The organism is Nitratireductor luteus (assembly GCF_026162365.1).
GTDB lineage: Bacteria > Pseudomonadota > Alphaproteobacteria > Rhizobiales > Rhizobiaceae > Chelativorans > Chelativorans luteus.
In genome coordinates this window covers 20,301-36,287 of record NZ_JAOANW010000018.1, presented here as the reverse complement: position 1 = coordinate 36,287, position 15,987 = coordinate 20,301, and the positions used below count along the sequence as shown (strand labels likewise).

Below are 15,987 nucleotides of genomic sequence, written 5' to 3'. Positions count from 1 at the left end.
CTCGATGTTGCATCTTATCAAGGGAACCGCCGACGCGCGCCACCAGGAGCTGCTCGAAAGGCACTACAGGCTGCGTCACGATATCTTTGTCCGCGAGCGCGGCTGGACCGATCTTTGCAGGCCCGACGGCCGTGAGATCGATGACTACGACACCCCGGACACCGTCTATTTGCTGGCCACCCATCGAAACGAGGTGGTTGGCGGGTACAGATTCATTCCCACCAACCGACCACACCTGCTCCTCGATCATTTTTCGCACCTCGTGGAGAGCTCCGTTCCGTGCGGCCGTGGCATCTGGGAATGGTCGCGGTTTTTCGTCAAACGGGAATATCGAGGCGGACCGCTCTTCAGAGAGCTGATCGATGCTGTCGCGCCAACCTGCAGGTCGCTCGGTATCAATACCCTCACCTGCGTGATCGAGCCCGACTGGATTGGGCGGTTTGAGGCTGCCGGTTTTTCTTATCGCACGCTCGGGCCCTTCGTCGAAGTCGGCCGCATGAGCCTGACAGCCGCCGAGTTGAAAATGGATCAGGATTCCACGCGCATCTTAGCGCATGGCACCCGCGAAATGGAGCCGAACCGGGATTGCTGACGCCACCGGCGGCGGCGGTCAGCCTGGACCAGCGGCGTCTTGGCGTTCGGCCATGAATGGGCGTAATGGGCGGGGCGCAAGTTCTGTGGAACGGAAGCCCATGCGCTGATTGGCACGACTCCGCCCGCTACAACCATGCCGGAAATCTCGACCTGTTCGGCTGGACGGGAGAGTGGCTTGTCCGCAATCGCCAGTTTCAGTCAGACATGAAAGCGTTACCCTGCCGGCTTGCTGCGGAGCAATACGCACCAATCATCGAATGTGCTGAGACCGAACATGTCAGGCAGTGGGGTGCCTGCTGCTTTGAAATCGACGGCAGGCCAGTACTATGCTGGCTTCCCGAGCGTAATCCGCTGGTGTTGAAGGTGGAGGCATGGCCAGCACAATCCAGCAGTGGGAGCTTCGATTTTCGCGATTGTTCCTTGCTGAAGGTCGTTGTGCGCATGGGGACGGAGGGACAATACATCCTGTTTTCCGACGGCGCACGACATCTGCAACTGGCCCTTTCAGGAAGCGATCCTTTTGCGGGACCAGTCAATTTGAGGTGCACGCTGTGCGGCATGGCGGAATTCGAAACCAAGTCGATTCTTCTGCGCCGGCTGAGCGGCCTCCATCGCCATCAGCGCTTTCTCGGCAGCCTCTATCCGGTTGAGCGTCGGGCCGGGCGGTGGGTCAATATGCTACGTGCCTGGGATGGGATCGAGGCAGGGGCGAGCCGGCGCGACATCGCCACGGTGCTGTTCGGGCAACGCGCTGCCACCGAGGATTGGGATGCAGGTTACCGCACACGCGTTCAGCGGTTGATCCGGAGCGCGCGGCGAATAGTGGAGGGCGGCTATCTGAAGCTCCTCAAGCAGGTCTGAGAAGGAGAGGGAGGTCGCGACCCAGCAACCGGCAGACTGCCGAACGAGGGTCAAAGGCCTGGACCTCGAAACCATTGAAAAGAACTGCCCCATATTTGGCATTATCCGATCCCGCCGTGGCCGTCAGCGCCTTGTTTGTCGCTTTTGGTTTTTTGGCTCGCGCTTGATGCAGACCATACTTGTCATGCCAAGTTGATCGATCTCGGCACTCTGGAGATCAAGGGCGCATGGCCCCGCCTGCTGCTGTATCCGTTCCATCGTGTCCGTCGGCGGTATTCGCCAGCCCCCCTCGGGCAGGCGCAATGATCCCGGCATAACGCCAACGAGGTGGGGCACGCCACCCCCAATCAGCGTTCGAACCGATAGGCTACGCGGCAGCAAGCCGTACTGCCTCCCGCAACACTCTGCCCATCAAACCGCCGACCGCACGTTGAGCGCCACCGAATAGACCGATGTCGTCGCGGTGATGAAGAGGCGGTTGCCGCGGGGACCGCCGAAGCAGAGATTGGCGACCACTTCGGGAACCAGGATCTTGCCCAGGAGCGTGCCTTCCGGGGAGAAGCAGTGGATGCCGTCGGCGGCCGAGCTCCACAGATTGCCCTGCGAATCCACGCGCATGCCGTCCGGCAGCCCCTTGTCGATGGTGGCGAATGTCCAGTCGTTCTCGATCTTTCCGTCCTCCGAAAGCGCGAAGGCGCGGATGATGGAGGGCACGCCGTCATCGTGGCTTGAGCCGGACTCGGCCACATAGAGCGTCCGCTCGTCGGGCGACAACGCCAGCCCGTTCGGCTGCACGAAATCGGTGATCATCGCCTCCACCTCGCCGCAGCCGGGATCGATGCGGAAGACGTTGTGATGCGCCTGTTCGGGCTCCGCCTCGTAGCCCTCATAGTCGCTCAGGATGCCGTAGGTCGGATCGGTGAACCAGATCGCCCCGTTGGACTGCACGATGACGTCGTTGGGCGAATTGAGTTGCCGCCCCTGGTAGCTGTCGGCAAGGACGGTGCGCGTTCCGTCGGGCTCGGTGCATGTCACCGAGCGCGTGCCGTGCTCGCAGGTGACGAGCCTGCCCTGCCGGTCGCGCGTATTGCCGTTGCTGTAGCCCGACGGCGCGCGGAAGACGCCGACCTGCCCGTCCATCGTCAGCCGCATCATGCGGTCGCTTGGAATGTCCGAGAAAAGCAGGAGCTGGTGATCGGCGAACCAGACCGGCCCCTCCGCCCATTCGAAGCCGGTGGCAAGCTGGCGCAGATGGGCGTTGGGCTGGATCAGCGGCCGGAAGCGCGGGTCGACGATCTGGTAGATTGATGTTGCGCAGCTCATGCCGAGCTCTCCTTTCCGGCCGCCGCGGCCACGATGGCGATAATGATTGTGCCGGTCATGATCAGCCGCACGCCTGCGCCCAGACCGTAGGAATTGAGCATCGACACGATGAGGAACATGAGCAGTGCCCCGCCCCATATGCCCGGAACGTTGGAATAGCCGCCGGCGATGGAACAGCCGCCGATGACGACCACGGCAATCGAGATCAACAGATACTCGGTGCCCATGTTCAGCGCAGCGCCCCCCGAAAAGCTTGCCAGCAGATAGCCGGTGAGCGAGGCGAGCACGGCCGAGCCGATGAATGTCGCCGCGAACATGAGTTGGACGGGCACGCCGCTCAGCCGCGCCGCCCGCGCGTTCTGGCCGACGGCGGAAAGCCACCGGCCATAGATGGAACGTTCGAGGATGATCCAGGCGATGACCGCGATGAGCAGCCCGACGATCGCGACATTGGGAACGCCCAGCGTGGCCCCGGTCGTGAAGTCGGCCAATATCGAAGGCGGCTTGATGCGCAGCCCCCGGTTCGACCAGATCGCCAGCGACTGGTAAAGGAACGAGGCCGACAGGGTAGCGATGATCGGCGGGATGCGCAGAAAGCGGATCAGCAGGTAGTTGGCCGTGCCGGCGCCCAGCCCCACTGCCAGCGCGACGCCAAGGCCGGGCAGGATGAGCGCGGCGTCGCCGCCCATGAATTTGAGCGACAGCGTGCCGGCCAGCGTCATCGTCGCCGGTATGGACAGGTCCACATTGCCCGGCCCGAGCGTGATGACGAACATCTGCCCGATGCCGACAATGGCCGAGAAGGCGGCGAAGGTCAGCGCCGCCGACAGCAGCTCGCCGCCGCCGCGGCCCTCCGTCAGAAGCAGCGTCGCGCCGAAGGCCGCAGTGCTGGCCACAAACGCCCAGAACCAGGGCCTGCGGTGGGTCTGCGAAAGCGTGGAAATCACCGTGTCCGTCATCGTTGCTATCCTTCCACGCGCGCGCTGCGGCGCGAGAACACCAGGCGGACGGCCAGAACGAGGATCAGGATCGCGCCCTGCGCGCCGATCTGCCAGTCGGGCGAAAGCCGCATGAACGACAGGAAGCTGCCGGCCAGCGCCAGCGTCAGCGCGCCGATCACCGCGCCGACGGGCGAAATCCTGCCGCCGGTGAATTCGCCGCCTCCCAGGATCACGCCGGCGATGGAAAGCAGAGTGTAGCGCAGCGCGATATTGGCGTCGGCCGATGTGGTGAGGCCCACAAGGCTCATGCCGGACAGGACGCCGAAGAACCCGGCCAGCGCATAGGCGCCCGCCTTGAGCCGCGTCACCGACCAGCCGGCCCGAAGCACGGCCCGCGTGTTGCCGCCGACGCCGCGCAGCAGCGTTCCTGTCGAGGACCGCATGATCAGCAGATGGGTGAGGGCGGCAATACCCACACTGGCCACGATCGCCATCGGCACCAGCGGCGGCTTGACCGTCATCAGTGTGCGTATCCAGGCGGGCGCTGCGCCGCCGGGCGAGGGGAGGATGAGCACCGCCAGCCCCGCCCAGACGAACGACATGCCGAGCGTGACCACGATGGCCGGTAGCTGGCGCATGTGGATCAGCGCGCCGAGCCCCGCATAGGCGAGAATGGATGCGGCCAGTATCGCGGCACCGATAAGCGGCGCGTCGTTGAGGAAGGTGGCCGTCACGCATGCGACGAAGCTTACGAACGTGCCCACCGAAAGGTCGATGTCGTTGACCATGATGATCATCATCTGGGCGATCGTCGCCAGCGCGATGGGCACCGCCAGATTGAACAGAAGGTTGAGCCCGAAATAGCTCATGGCCCGTGGCTGGAGATAGAAAACGGCAGCCATGAGCACCGCCAGCGAAAGCACCGGCAGCAATATCCGATAATTGCCGTTCATGCGGTGCTCTCCTGCATCTCGAACGACGCCGCGAGGATGTTCTCTTCGTTGATCTGGTCGCCGGTCAGTTCGGCCGAAATCCTGCCGTTGCGGAACACAAAAACGCGGTCGCACTGGCAGATCTCTTCGGTCTCGGTCGAATACCAGAGGAAGGTTCGGCCGGCAGAGGCCTCAAAGCGGATCATGTCGTAGGCTTCGCGCTTGGTTCCCACGTCGACGCCACGCATCGGGTCGTCCATCACCACGATGGGCGCGGAGGAGGCGAGCGAGCGTGCGAACAGCACCTTCTGCTGGTTGCCGCCCGACAGCGACAGGATCGGATTGAGGATATCGTCGGTGCGGATGCCTATCCGCCTCTTCCAGTCGGCGCCGAGCACTTTTTCTGCGGCTCGGTCGACGATACTGCGGCGCGTGAGCGCCGGCAGGTGGGTGAGCGTCAGGTTGCGCAAGATCGACCAGAGTGGCATGACGCCGTCGCGGGCGCGGTCGCCGGCCACGAAAACGACGTCCGGATGGGATGAATGGCGTGGGCCGCTAGAGCGGCCCATGAAGAACCGGGCAAGAGCTTCGGCTTGTCCGTGGCCGGCCAGTCCCGCGAGCCCAACGATCTCGCCGCGCCGCGCGCTCAGTCCCTCATCCGTGCGCAGCACTTCCTCGCCGATGCGCGTGGCCGCGTCTTCGCGAATCGCGGTGGTTGCCTCGACGCTGGCTACATGGCCCATCGCGTCAATCAGCCCCTGCTGGGTGAACTCCGCCACGGGCCGGGACTGCGTGATCCTGCCGTCCTTCATGACATCGATGCGGGTCGCCACCTCGAAGACCTCGCCCAGCATGTGCGAGATGAAGATCACGGCGCCTCCCCGGGCGCAGAAGCCGCGCACATAGTCGAGCAGCTGGTGGGCTATGGAAGCGTCGAGCGATGATGTCGGCTCGTCGAGGATGACCAGCCGCGCCGGTTCGGTGGCCTCGGCAAAGCCGGTAGCGATCTCCACCATCTGGCGCTCGGCCAGTGTCAGCCCGCCGACGGTCATGCCGGGCTTGATCCTGTGACCGGGAAAAACCTCGTCGAGCGCCTTGGCGATGCGCTTTCGTGCGATGCGTCGCCAGCCGGGACCCCAAAGGTCGTGCTGGGGGATGCGAAGGTTTTCCTCGACCGTGAGATTGGGGCAGAGCGAAAGTTCCTGGAACACGCTTCGAATGCCCGCCGCGCGGGCCGCCGCCCCGGTTGCCCGCGATCCATCGGGCAGCGTGTACTCCACGGCTCCGCCGGTCGGCGTTAGCCCGCCATTGATGACGTTTACGGCGGTGGATTTGCCGGCTCCATTGTGCCCGATCAGCCCGAGGCACTCGCCCGGGCTGATGGTAAGACTCACCCCGTCGAGCGCGCGCACGGCACCGAAATGCATGTGCGCGTCGACAAGGGAAACCAGCGGGTTCTCGGGAGCATGACCACCGGGTGCGGGCGGCTGCATCGAGCGGTGCTCCCTTACTGCTTGGCTTCGGCAATCACGGCCTTGGCATCTTCCAGGCTGTATTCGACGTTGGCGACCGAACCTTCGGGCGTGGAGGCAAGAGCCTCGTCCAGCGTGTCTTGCGTAACCGTGAGGAACGGCACCGTCAGGTCCTTCGGCACTTCCGCGCCGTCCAGCACCTGCTGCGCCACCCAGAAGGCGAGCGTTGCAACACCCGGTGCGATCGACAGCGAAAGCGTCTCGTAACCGTCGGCGTCGCGCGCGTCCGCCCACCACTGCATTTCGTCCTGGCGGTTGCCCATGACGATGATCGGCATATCGCGACCGGCTGCCTCGATCGCTTGGGCAGCGCCATAGCCGTCGCCGCCCTGGGTCACGACGCCAACGATCTCCGGCAGGCTCGGCAGGACACCGGCAACGGCCTTCTGCGCAACATCCTGCGCCCAATCGCCATGGACCGAACCGACGATCTCGAACTGATCGAACTCCTCGACGCCGGCCTGGATGCCCGCGTGGATTTCATCGTCGACGAAAACTCCGGCCAGACCACGGATTTCGAGCAGGTTGCCGCCGTCAGGCAGGCGCGAGGCCAGGTATTCGACCTGCTGGCGCCCCATTTCCTTGAAGTCGACGGCAATGCGCCATGCGCAGGGCTCGGTGACGATGCCGTCGAAGGAGACGACGATGATGCCGGCGGAGCAGGCTTCGGCGATGGCGCCGTTGAGCGCGGTCGGCGAGGCGGCGTTGACGACGATCGCGTCATAGCCCTGCAGGATCATGTTCTGGATCTGCGCGGCCTGCTCGGTCGCCTGGTTTTCCGAGGTCGTAAAGGCATCGGCCGCGGCGACGACACCGTCTTCCACGGCCTGGCTGGCCACCTTCTCCCAGCTTTCCAGCATGGCCTGCCGCCAGGAATTGCCGGCATAGTTGTTGGAAAGCGCGATGCGCTTGTCCGAAGTATCGGCATGGGCCAAGGCCGGCACGCATACCGCCATGAGCGCGACGGCGCCCATCAGCTTGTTCCTCAAATGCATATTTTCCTCCCTGGCGCGCGCGCGCCGTATTCCTGATATTGGGTTCCTGATATCGGACGCAACCTTCTCCCGGCGCCCGCAAGAACATTATGTATACGCCATGGGGCGGTAAAGCCGGACTCATGCAGCCCGGTTGCGGGTTCCCGCAACTGACATGCGTTTGGCCTCATGCCGGCACCCTTGCCGCCGCCGGGCAAGTGCCGCACACTGCTTATCGATAAGCGGGAGGAGCTTGTCCATACGATGCGACAGGAAAACAGGGCGGTTCAACCGGCGGAAGAAAACCCGCTGCTTTCGTTGCTGCGCATCTCCAGCCATCTCGCCGGGCAGGTCGAAATCCGTGCCGCCCTGCGCTCGGTCAAGGCCGAGATCGAGAACCTCCTGCCGCTCGACCATCTCGACGTCTGCCTGATCGACGACGACGCCGTGTGGAACACCAGCTACGAGGTCGGCATCCGCACCCGCTGGAGCCTTTCGCGTACGCTGGTCTCCCTCTCGCCGGTGCGCAGCATTCTGTATGGCGAAACCGACCACATGCTGACCGGCAATGCGATGGAGGACCCGCGCTACACCTATCCGGGGGCGATATCGCAGCCCATATTCCGGCATCAACTGCGCAGCCGGGTGAACGTTGCCATGAAGGTGTTGGGGCGCACCATCGGTGCGCTGAACTGTTCCTCCCGCCGTCCCGATCAGTATGACGATGCCACCGTTGAGCGGGTGCGCCACGTGGCCGATGTTCTTGCCCCGTATTTCTACTCCCTGCGGGCAACCGAAAAGGCCAAGCAAGCGGCCATCGTCCATGCCGAAGCCCAGGCCCGCGAGGAAGGGCTGCGCCAGGGGGCGCTGGAACTGACCCGGACGCTGGAGCAGGAGCGCCAGCGCATTGGTATGGACCTGCACGATCAGACACTGGCCGACCTGACCCGCATCATGCGCGACATGGAGCGCGCCGATGGCGCGGCGGACCGCGCGCTCGTCGTCAACCGTTTGCAGGATTGCATCCAGGATCTCCGGCGCATCATCGATACGGCGGTGCCGACGCTCCTCGACCTGTTCGGTTTCGTTCACGCGCTGCGTATCCATCTGGAGCGGGCGGTGGGCGACAGGACCGATGTATCGATCTCGGTTGTCGACGACACGAATGGCCGGATTGACAGGCTTGATGCCACCACGCGCATCGCACTGTTCCGCATTGCGCAGGAGGCCATCAACAATGCAGCGCGCCACTCCGGCGGCGACCGCATCGCGGTTACGGTCAGTCCGCATGAAGGCGGGCTGAAGCTCACCATCGCTGACACGGGGCAGGGCATTCCCGAACCCACCTACAATTCCTCGTCGCAGAAGGTGACCGGCGGCGTGGCACACATGCGCACCCGCGCCCGCCTGATCGCGGCGGATTTTCGCGTGACGACGGGTAACGGCACGCGCATAGAGGTGACGCTGCCCCAAACCAAGACCAAGACGCCGCCGCGCGCCGCGCCACAGGACTGATCCCATGAAAATTCTCCTGGTAGAAGACGACCAGTTTCACCTGAGCTATCTGCGCGAAGCGGTGCGGCAGGCCATTCCCGAGGCGGATGAAATCCTGCATGCCGTCAACGGAATCGAGGGCGAGGAAAAGGCTCGCCGGCACGACGTGGCTGCCGTGGTCATGGACCTGCAGATGAAGGAGCGCAACGGCATCGACGCCGCCCGCACCATCTGGGCCGAACGGCCGAAGACGCGCATCCTGTTCTGGTCCAACTATTCGGACGAAGCCTATATGCGCGGCATCGCGCGCATCGTGCCCGCCGAATCATCCTACGGCTATGTGCTGAAAACGGCCACGCAGGAACGCCTGCATCTGGCGCTTCGCGCGGTGCTGGTCGAGGCGCAGATCGTGGTGGACCGCGAGATACATTCGGTGCAGCAGCGCCAGACCCGCACCCATGATACGCTGACCGATAGCGAGTACGCCGTGCTGATCGACATGTCGCTCGGGCTTTCGGATAAATGGATCGCCAAGCGGCAGGGCATGTCGCTGCGCACGGTTCAGAACCGGCTGCTTTCGCTCTACGACAAGCTGGGCGTCGACAGCCTGGAAGGCGCTCCCGACGATCTGCCCATCAACAAGCGCACCCGCGCCTTCACGCGGGCGCTCAATTTGCGGGCCATCAACGCGGAAAGCCTGGAAAGCGCCGAGCGCGACCTGCGCAAATGGCTCCAGCGGCAGCAGCGGCTCTAGATTCTGCGGGAGCTGAGTTTTTAGTAAGCTGTGACCCGCCACGGGATTTTCCTCTACCGCCGACCATCCTTCGAGCACTCCCGGCCCTGGGGATCGGGGCGAAGTCAGGCAAAGACCGCCCGCTCCGCAATGGATGGCTTGCAATCAGCGAGAAAGAAGGCGCGTGAGGATGGCGGTCAATTCCTCGAAGCTGAACGGCTTGCGAAGAACCGGGATGTTGGCGGAACCTACCCTCATGCCATGGCCGTTGTTGCCGGTGCAGTAGACGAACGGCAGGCCGCGTGCGGTCAGCGCGTCGGCTACCTTGAGACTGTCGTCGCCATTCAGGTTCATGTCCAGCATCGCCGCGTCGAAGACATGCTCTTCGATCGACGCGAGGGCTTTATCAATCGTGGCGGCGGCGGTCACGGACTCGCAGCCGAGGTCGGCCAGCATGTCTTCGATCATCAGGACGATCAGCATTTCATCCTCAATGACGAGGACGCGGCGGCCGGAGAGCAAATCATCCATTGCGCGGTCCCGGAGCGGGAATGTCCATGGTGCAGACCAATCGTTCCTTACGGTAGTCGAGATGCACGACGCCCTCTAGTTCGTGAGCCAGGCCGCGCTCGATCACGCGAGAGCCGAACCCTTTGCGTATGGGCGGCGCGACCGGCGGGCAATCTTTCTCCCGCCATATCAGGGACAACCGGGGTCCATTCGTTCCCGGTTCGACCTTCCACCCGATATGGATTGAGCCGGCAGCATTGGAGAATGCGCCGTATTTCACGGCATTGGTTGCAAGTTCGTTGAACGCGATCCCAAGCGCCAAGGCGCCTTTCGGCGGGAAGCGGATGTTCTCGCCCTTGATCGTAACGCGCTCCGCGCGGCCGTCCGCGATTCCGAACGGCTCGAGGGCGTCGTTGAGCACGTCCACCAGACCTGCGCTTCCCCAGTTTTCCCGGGTCAGTAGATCGTGCGACCGGGAAAGCGCGAATAGACGGGTCTCAATTGCTTCCCGGATGACCTGGGGATCGGAGTTCGTTCGCGATGCCTGCCAGACGATCGACTGCACCGTCGCAAGCGTATTCTTTACGCGGTGGTTCAACTCGTCAATGAGCATCTTGGATTCGGTCTGCTCCTCCTTGTGTCTCGTGACATCGACGAAGGAGGCGAAATACTGAACGATGTCTTCGTTCTCATCGCGAACCGGGCTAATGAAGAGGACGGCCCAGAAAACACTGCCATCCTTGCGCGGTATTGGATTTCCGCGCCGCCCTCCGAATGCCTCTTGAATTCGCTCTCGATCTTCGCCAGGGCCGCGGCATCTGCGCCGCGCTGCATCAGAAAATTGAAGTCCTGGCCGAGCACTTCTTCCCTGGCGTATCCGGTCAGGGAGAGAAAGGCGTCATTGGCGAAGATGATCGGATGGCCGGGTTCTTTCGTGTCCGTGAAAACCATTGCCATCCGTGTTTCTTGGGCGGCGACGACGAACGGGCCACGTTCGTCCCGAAAGCTTTCGACATTGGCTTCGGCAGCCTTTTGCCCTTCGGACTTGTCGACTATCTTTTTCGGCATACTTGGAATGTGATCCGGATATCGGGTCAATCGTATATCGGCATTATAGGGCCGACGGAAGCAGACACCCTCGCACGGGCGGACCGTCAGCACAAATCGTGTGGCGGAGATGGTAACGTGGTCGCTGATCCGGCACGGATGTCAGCAAAATAAGATCGCGCTGGCGGCGACAGGCAGCGCGACTACTGTTCTGACTAATGCCTGAAACGAACGACCGCTCCCACCCCTTCGCGTCGTTGCCGCCGTGCAGCGGCAATGACCGGTTCGGGTAAGGAAGGGCGCACAGGTGCGCCGTTCCTGCTGGGACTAGAGATCGCTCTGCTCGGAGATCGCCAGCGCGCCATCGGCCTCGATGCCGAGATAGCGCACAGTGTTATCGAGTTTCGTGTGTCCGAGCAAAAGCTGAACAGCCCGAATATTTCCGGTCTTCTGTTAGAGTTGCTCAGTACCAGCGGCCGCGGCCAAACCAGCCGCCGCCAAGCAGAATGACAATAAGCACGATGATAAGAAGCGTGGTGATGTCCATAGGTATCTCCTGGGAGTCGACGTTGCGCCTTGCGCGGCCGCACTCCAACTTGGGTTAATGGTCGACGGCCTCTTTTGTTCGGGACATCAACAAATGCTGCGTGCTGAATTTGCTTCGCAGGACATTCGACTTTCCGCCGCACGCGATCGCGCTAAAATAGCGATCAATCTGGAGGACCGCCACATGCTGTTTCCCGTCATCCTCAAATCTTCCATCCGCACTGGCAGCCTGCGGTTGATCGACGGTGCGGGAAGAACTCACGTGTATGGCGATGGCTCCCCGCCCCACTGTACCGTTCGGCTGCGCGCTCGCCATCTTGACTACACGCTTGCCCTGAATCCGGAACTCTCGATCGGCGAAGCCTACATGGACGGCCTGCTGACCGTCGAGGACGGGACGCTCTACGATCTCCTTGAAATTGCTGCACGAAACCTCCAAAATTTCGATAAAATTCCGTGGTTCTCATTGCTGTCGCGTATGATGCGACGGCTCAAGCAGTACAATCCGATCGATCGGGCGCGCCGCAATGTCGCGCATCACTACGATCTATCGGACCAACTCTATAATCTCTTCCTCGACAGCGACCGTCAGTATTCCTGCGCCTATTTCATCAATGCCAGCGACAGCCTGGAAACGGCACAGGAGAACAAGAAGCGCCATATCGCGGCAAAGCTGCTGCTCGACCGGCCGGGCCTCAACATACTGGATATCGGCTCAGGTTGGGGAGGGCTGGGCTTGTATCTGGCCGAAGAAACGGACGCTGACGTTACTGGCGTCACACTGAGCGTCGAGCAGCACAAAATATCCGAGGCGCGGGCGGCGGCAGCCGGCCTTGCTGATCAAGCCCGCTTTCAACTGCGCGACTATCGCCAAGTGACTGGCACGTATGACCGCATCGTATCGGTCGGCATGTTCGAGCACGTGGGCAAGAAGAACTATGATGAGTTCTTTGCTAAACTCAACGACCTGCTCAGGGAAGATGGTGTTGCGCTGCTGCATGCGATCGGATTTTCGGATGCGCCGGCCCCGATAAACCCGTTCATCCGCAAATACATCTTTCCGGGTGCCGACCTGGCATCCTTGTCCGAAGTCTGCTCAGCCGTTGAGCGCTCGGGCCTGATCGTCACCGACGTCGAGATCCTCCGTCTTCACTACGCGGAAACTCTCCGTCACTGGCGCAGGCGCTTTATGGCCAATTGGCAGCGCGTTGCGGCGCTCTACGACGAACGGTTCTGCCGCATGTGGGAGTTCTATCTCGTCTTGTGCGAGATCGGATTCCGCTTTCGCTCCATGATGGTTTTCCAGGTACAGCTTGCCAAGCAATCTGACATTGTTCCGCTAACGCGTGATTACATGGTGGATTGGGAGCGAGAGCACATGCCGGCGACGCGCCGACACCCGCGGGCGGCCGAGTAAAGAGCGGAGGATGCTACGAAAATCGCGTTGCAATCAGCTTTGCCGACCTAACAGTCCGCACCGAAACTGCTCGTGAGTGGCGCGCGACGCGCCTGACGAGGATCATGACGGCTGCTGCACAGGGGAAGGTGGTTGCGGATTCGATGGTCGCCTCTGCGTCCTTCCATAGTCCGCGGTTGCGGCTGATCCATGTGAAGAAGCGCTCCACTACCCACCGTCTCGGCCGGACGCCGAAACCGATCTGATCGGGCTTTCGGTTCACGATCTCGACAGCGATGGAGATGGCTGCCGCCACACGCGGGCCCTGATAGCCGGTATCCGGTATCGGCAATGACCTGCGGATGACCGGGAACGGCCGCTGCAAGGCTTGCAAGAGCGCGCCCGCGCCGTCGCGGCCTGGACATGGCAGGATGCGGGAACAACACGAGCGTGCGGCTGCCCCCTTGGAGCCGGCGGCCGACGCTATCATCCAGCCTGCGGTGGCGATGCGCGGCGCGAAACGGTCAAGGCGCTGCTGGGGCGCCCATAAGTATCTGGAAGGCCGCAGTCAGTTTTGGTTACGTCCTGGCGAGGAATGCTGTCCAATCAGCGCCCTCGGGCCTCGGCATCAGCGAATGTAAATCGTGATTGCCCCGTCGTCGTCCATGGTCGCCGCGACGGCGCTCCCGATATCGACGGAACGGCTTATAAGCTCTTGTTCGATCGTGTCATTACCCACAATCGCAGTTTGCACCATCGCCAACCCTCATCGGTCCCGGCTACACGATAAACGACCTTAACCTCCAGAAAGTAGGCTGATATTTTCGTCCATATGCGCTTTCGGTTGCAGCGAGTTCCGGAACTCGGCTAGGCAAATTTGCGCGCCTCCGCGAAGGAGATCAGGCGTCGGTTCTCCTCGTCCCAAAGCACGAGCCGCACGGCCTTCAGGCTTTGAAGCAGGGTGAGGCGGCCGACATTGCGAAGCTCGGGGCGGTCCCGCAGCGCCTCCGGCAGGCGATAGTACGGAATCCGGCTCGACAGATGATGCACGTGATGCACCCCGATATTGGCAGTGAACCAGCGCAGAACGCCCGGCAGATCATAGTGCGAGCTGCCGTGTAGCGCTGCCTCGTGGAAGCTCCAGCCCTCTTCATGCTCCCAGAGCGTATCCTCGAACTGATGCTGGACATAGAATAGCCAGACGCCAATCGAGGCAGCGAGAAGCGTGATCGGCAGCTGCACGAGCAGGAATGGACCCAAGCCCACCAGCCAGATGATCGCGGCGACCAGGATCGCGATCGCCGCGTTCGTCGCCATCGCACTTGCCCAGGGCCCCCAACCGTTGCGCATCAGCCCCATCGGCAACCGGTGGCGCAGGATGAACAGATAGGCCGGCCCCAAGCCAAACATTACTATCGGATGCCGGTACAGGCGGTAAAGGAGCTGGCGCCATGGCGTCCGCGCCCGAAACTCATCAACGGTAAGCGTGTCGATATCGCCAATGCCGCGACGGTCGAGATTGCCCGAGCTCGCATGGTGGAGTGCGTGGGCCCGCCGCCAATAGTCGTAAGGCGTCAGCGTCACAACGCTGATGGCGCGCCCGACCCAATCATTCGTGAAACGATGACGGAAGAATGAACCGTGGCCGCAATCATGCTGGATCAGGAAGAGACGAACGAGAAAGCCTGCCGCCGGAACGGCGAAAGCCAAACCGATCCAGTAACCAGCGTCCAATGCGGCCCACATCAAAACCCACAGCAGCACGAACGGCACGGCCGTAATTACCAGCTCGAACACGCTGCGCGCGCTGCTCGGCTCCCGGTATGGGGCAAGGTCTCGTATCAATGTGCGAGAATCGGGCGTGTTGTTGGCGTTCGAGCGTCGTTCAGGCATGCGCAGCCTCTCGATCAGGCTCGGCACGCAGATCATGGTTCGGGCCAAAACGGGACCGTATGCCGAAGCGTGGAATGTGATGTTGCAACCGTTCCGTCGAACCGAGGCTCGACCGGAACATCCTCCGACGTCACCTGAATGCTGGCCGATGAACGCCGGAAGGTCGATGGTAACGAACAGGCGAAATCGCGGCTGCCCGGAATTTCGAATGCTAGACACGATCGCGGGCGGCGTCTGAGCAATTTTGAACACTCTTGCGAACCTGGTGCGGGCTAGGGGAATGCGGCGCATGCCCCGTTAGTGTCCTTATTCTCCGGGTCCGTCTGCACAATCCATTATGCTATACTTCCGGCCCGCTCCACCTCTATGCTAGGGCTGTCGAGAGACCTGGTACTGGAAGGGGCGCCATGACCACAAAACGCCAGCCGACATTCGATCCCAAAACCTTTCTCGCCCGTGTCGGCAAGGGCAGGAGCATCGGCAACTACGACAAAGGCCAGATCGTCTTCTCGCAGGGCGACCCGGCGGATGCGGTCTTCTATATCCAGAAGGGCAAGGTCAAGGTCACGGTCGTTTCGGAACAAGGCAAGGAAGCCGTCGTCGCCATGCTGGGGAGGAACGAGTTCTTCGGCGAGGGATGCCTGGCTGGACAGGTAAAACGTTTCTCGACGGTCGAGGCCATCACCGATGCTGTCATCTCGCGACTGGACAAGACAGCGATCCTCCGCGTGATCCACGAGGAGCCGGCATTCTCCGAACTGTTCATCGCCCATCTTCTGAGCCGGGCCGTTCGCGTCGAAGCGGACCTCGTCGATCAGTTGTTCAACTCGAGCGAGAAGCGCCTTGCCCGGCTGCTCCTGCTGCTGGCGAATTTCGGCAAGGACGAACAGCCGGAGCCCATGATCGCGAAGATCAGCCAGGAGACGCTTGCGCAGATGATCGGAACAACGCGGGCGCGCGTGAGCTTCTTCATGAACAAGTTCCGCAAGCTGGGCTTTATCTCCTACAATGGTGGGATCGAAGTCCACAGTTCGCTGCTCAACGCCGTCCTGCACGACCAGCCGCACATCGAATCCTGAACTCCGTATACTCGCGATGTGGTCAATTCTGCACAGCCGTCATCCCGGCATGAGCGTAACACTATAGCTATGGATAGTTCCTCCTTCGGAATGTCTGATTGCGGGATATTCATCCCCTGCTCGCCTGACAGG

At 62.2% G+C, this 15,987-nt stretch carries 15 protein-coding genes and 3 pseudogenes; 7 read left to right on the top strand and 11 right to left on the bottom strand.

All coding sequences use genetic code 11. The features are described 5' to 3' along the window. The first annotated feature begins 4 nt into the window (after positions 1 to 4). From N1058_RS21315 to N1058_RS21310, 3 genes and pseudogenes are all read left to right on the top strand, one after another. Positions 5 to 592, top strand: coding sequence for an acyl-homoserine-lactone synthase (locus tag N1058_RS21315; protein ID WP_265519617.1), 588 nt, complete (start codon positions 5 to 7; stop codon positions 590 to 592). Between the two features lie 56 nt (positions 593 to 648). Beyond that, a pseudogene (locus N1058_RS24315) lies at positions 649 to 873 on the top strand (transcriptional regulator domain-containing protein); the annotation flags it as partial. A gap of 279 nt (positions 874 to 1,152) precedes the next feature. Next, positions 1,153 to 1,455, top strand: a complete 303-nt coding sequence (locus tag N1058_RS21310) for a DUF2285 domain-containing protein (protein WP_265519616.1) — start codon at positions 1,153 to 1,155, stop codon at positions 1,453 to 1,455. A 411-nt stretch (positions 1,456 to 1,866) separates the two neighbouring features. Here N1058_RS21310 and N1058_RS21305 read toward each other — a convergent pair whose 3' ends face one another. Genes N1058_RS21305 through N1058_RS21285 form a run of 5 tightly spaced genes read right to left on the bottom strand, consistent with a single transcriptional unit; the run spans position 1,867 to position 7,178 of the window. Further along, positions 1,867 to 2,778, bottom strand: a complete 912-nt coding sequence (locus N1058_RS21305; RefSeq protein WP_265519615.1) for an SMP-30/gluconolactonase/LRE family protein — start codon at positions 2,776 to 2,778, stop codon at positions 1,867 to 1,869. Next, complete coding sequence (locus N1058_RS21300) at positions 2,775 to 3,722, bottom strand: ABC transporter permease (RefSeq protein WP_420848028.1); 948 nt, start codon at positions 3,720 to 3,722, stop codon at positions 2,775 to 2,777. Before N1058_RS21300 ends, N1058_RS21305 begins: the two co-directional genes overlap by 4 nt. 20 nt (positions 3,723 to 3,742) lie before the next feature. Next, entirely contained in the window at positions 3,743 to 4,672 is a 930-nt protein-coding gene (locus N1058_RS21295) for an ABC transporter permease (protein WP_265519613.1), read from the bottom strand. Beyond that, a complete protein-coding gene (locus N1058_RS21290) occupies positions 4,669 to 6,144 on the bottom strand; it encodes an ATP-binding cassette domain-containing protein (protein ID WP_265519612.1) in 1,476 nt (491 codons plus the stop codon). The genes N1058_RS21295 and N1058_RS21290 overlap by 4 nt, the downstream gene beginning before the upstream one ends. Positions 6,145 to 6,158: 14 nt before the next feature. Next, positions 6,159 to 7,178: an ABC transporter substrate-binding protein gene (locus N1058_RS21285; protein ID WP_265519611.1), complete on the bottom strand. Its 1,020-nt coding sequence runs from the start codon at positions 7,176 to 7,178 to the stop codon at positions 6,159 to 6,161. 243 nt (positions 7,179 to 7,421) lie between these two features. Between N1058_RS21285 and N1058_RS21280 the strand changes: the two genes are divergently transcribed. Together N1058_RS21280 and N1058_RS21275 are read left to right on the top strand one after the other, a co-directional pair. Then, the gene (locus N1058_RS21280; protein ID WP_265519610.1) at positions 7,422 to 8,672 is read left to right on the top strand and encodes a GAF domain-containing sensor histidine kinase; all 1,251 of its coding nucleotides are present in this window, start codon (positions 7,422 to 7,424) and stop codon (positions 8,670 to 8,672) included. A gap of 4 nt (positions 8,673 to 8,676) precedes the next feature. Then, positions 8,677 to 9,405, top strand: coding sequence for a response regulator transcription factor (locus N1058_RS21275; RefSeq protein WP_265519609.1), 729 nt, complete (start codon positions 8,677 to 8,679; stop codon positions 9,403 to 9,405). A 144-nt stretch (positions 9,406 to 9,549) separates the two neighbouring features. Here the strand turns inward: N1058_RS21275 and N1058_RS21270 are convergent, their stop codons facing one another. The 4 genes and pseudogenes from N1058_RS21270 to N1058_RS24310 all read right to left on the bottom strand — a co-directional run. Then, the gene (locus tag N1058_RS21270; protein WP_265519608.1) at positions 9,550 to 9,915 is read right to left on the bottom strand and encodes a response regulator; all 366 of its coding nucleotides are present in this window, start codon (positions 9,913 to 9,915) and stop codon (positions 9,550 to 9,552) included. Beyond that, positions 9,908 to 10,603, bottom strand: coding sequence for a sensor histidine kinase (locus tag N1058_RS21265; protein WP_265519669.1), 696 nt, complete (start codon positions 10,601 to 10,603; stop codon positions 9,908 to 9,910). Before N1058_RS21265 ends, N1058_RS21270 begins: the two co-directional genes overlap by 8 nt. Beyond that, complete coding sequence (locus tag N1058_RS24170) at positions 10,489 to 10,962, bottom strand: PAS domain-containing protein (protein ID WP_265519607.1); 474 nt, start codon at positions 10,960 to 10,962, stop codon at positions 10,489 to 10,491. Before N1058_RS24170 ends, N1058_RS21265 begins: the two co-directional genes overlap by 115 nt. A 306-nt stretch (positions 10,963 to 11,268) precedes the next feature. Next, positions 11,269 to 11,394, bottom strand: a pseudogene (locus tag N1058_RS24310) (tyrosine-type recombinase/integrase); the annotation flags it as partial. A gap of 187 nt (positions 11,395 to 11,581) precedes the next feature. Between N1058_RS24310 and N1058_RS21250 the strand changes: the two are divergent. Continuing rightward, the gene (locus tag N1058_RS21250; RefSeq protein WP_265519605.1) at positions 11,582 to 12,904 is read left to right on the top strand and encodes an SAM-dependent methyltransferase; all 1,323 of its coding nucleotides are present in this window, start codon (positions 11,582 to 11,584) and stop codon (positions 12,902 to 12,904) included. Positions 12,905 to 12,977: 73 nt separating this feature from the next. Here N1058_RS21250 and N1058_RS21245 read toward each other — a convergent pair. Both N1058_RS21245 and N1058_RS21240 read right to left on the bottom strand, forming a co-directional pair. Next, positions 12,978 to 13,338 (bottom strand): annotated as a pseudogene (locus tag N1058_RS21245) (transposase family protein); the annotation flags it as partial. 412 nt (positions 13,339 to 13,750) lie between these two features. After that, positions 13,751 to 14,776 carry a fatty acid desaturase gene (locus N1058_RS21240; protein ID WP_265519668.1) on the bottom strand — a complete coding sequence of 342 codons (1,026 nt, stop codon included), beginning with the start codon at positions 14,774 to 14,776 and terminating at the stop codon, positions 13,751 to 13,753. A 407-nt stretch (positions 14,777 to 15,183) separates the two neighbouring features. Here N1058_RS21240 and N1058_RS21235 point away from each other — a divergent pair, with 407 nt between their 5' ends. After that, positions 15,184 to 15,855 carry a Crp/Fnr family transcriptional regulator gene (locus N1058_RS21235; RefSeq protein WP_265519604.1) on the top strand — a complete coding sequence of 224 codons (672 nt, stop codon included), beginning with the start codon at positions 15,184 to 15,186 and terminating at the stop codon, positions 15,853 to 15,855. The last annotated feature ends 132 nt before the right edge of the window (positions 15,856 to 15,987 follow it).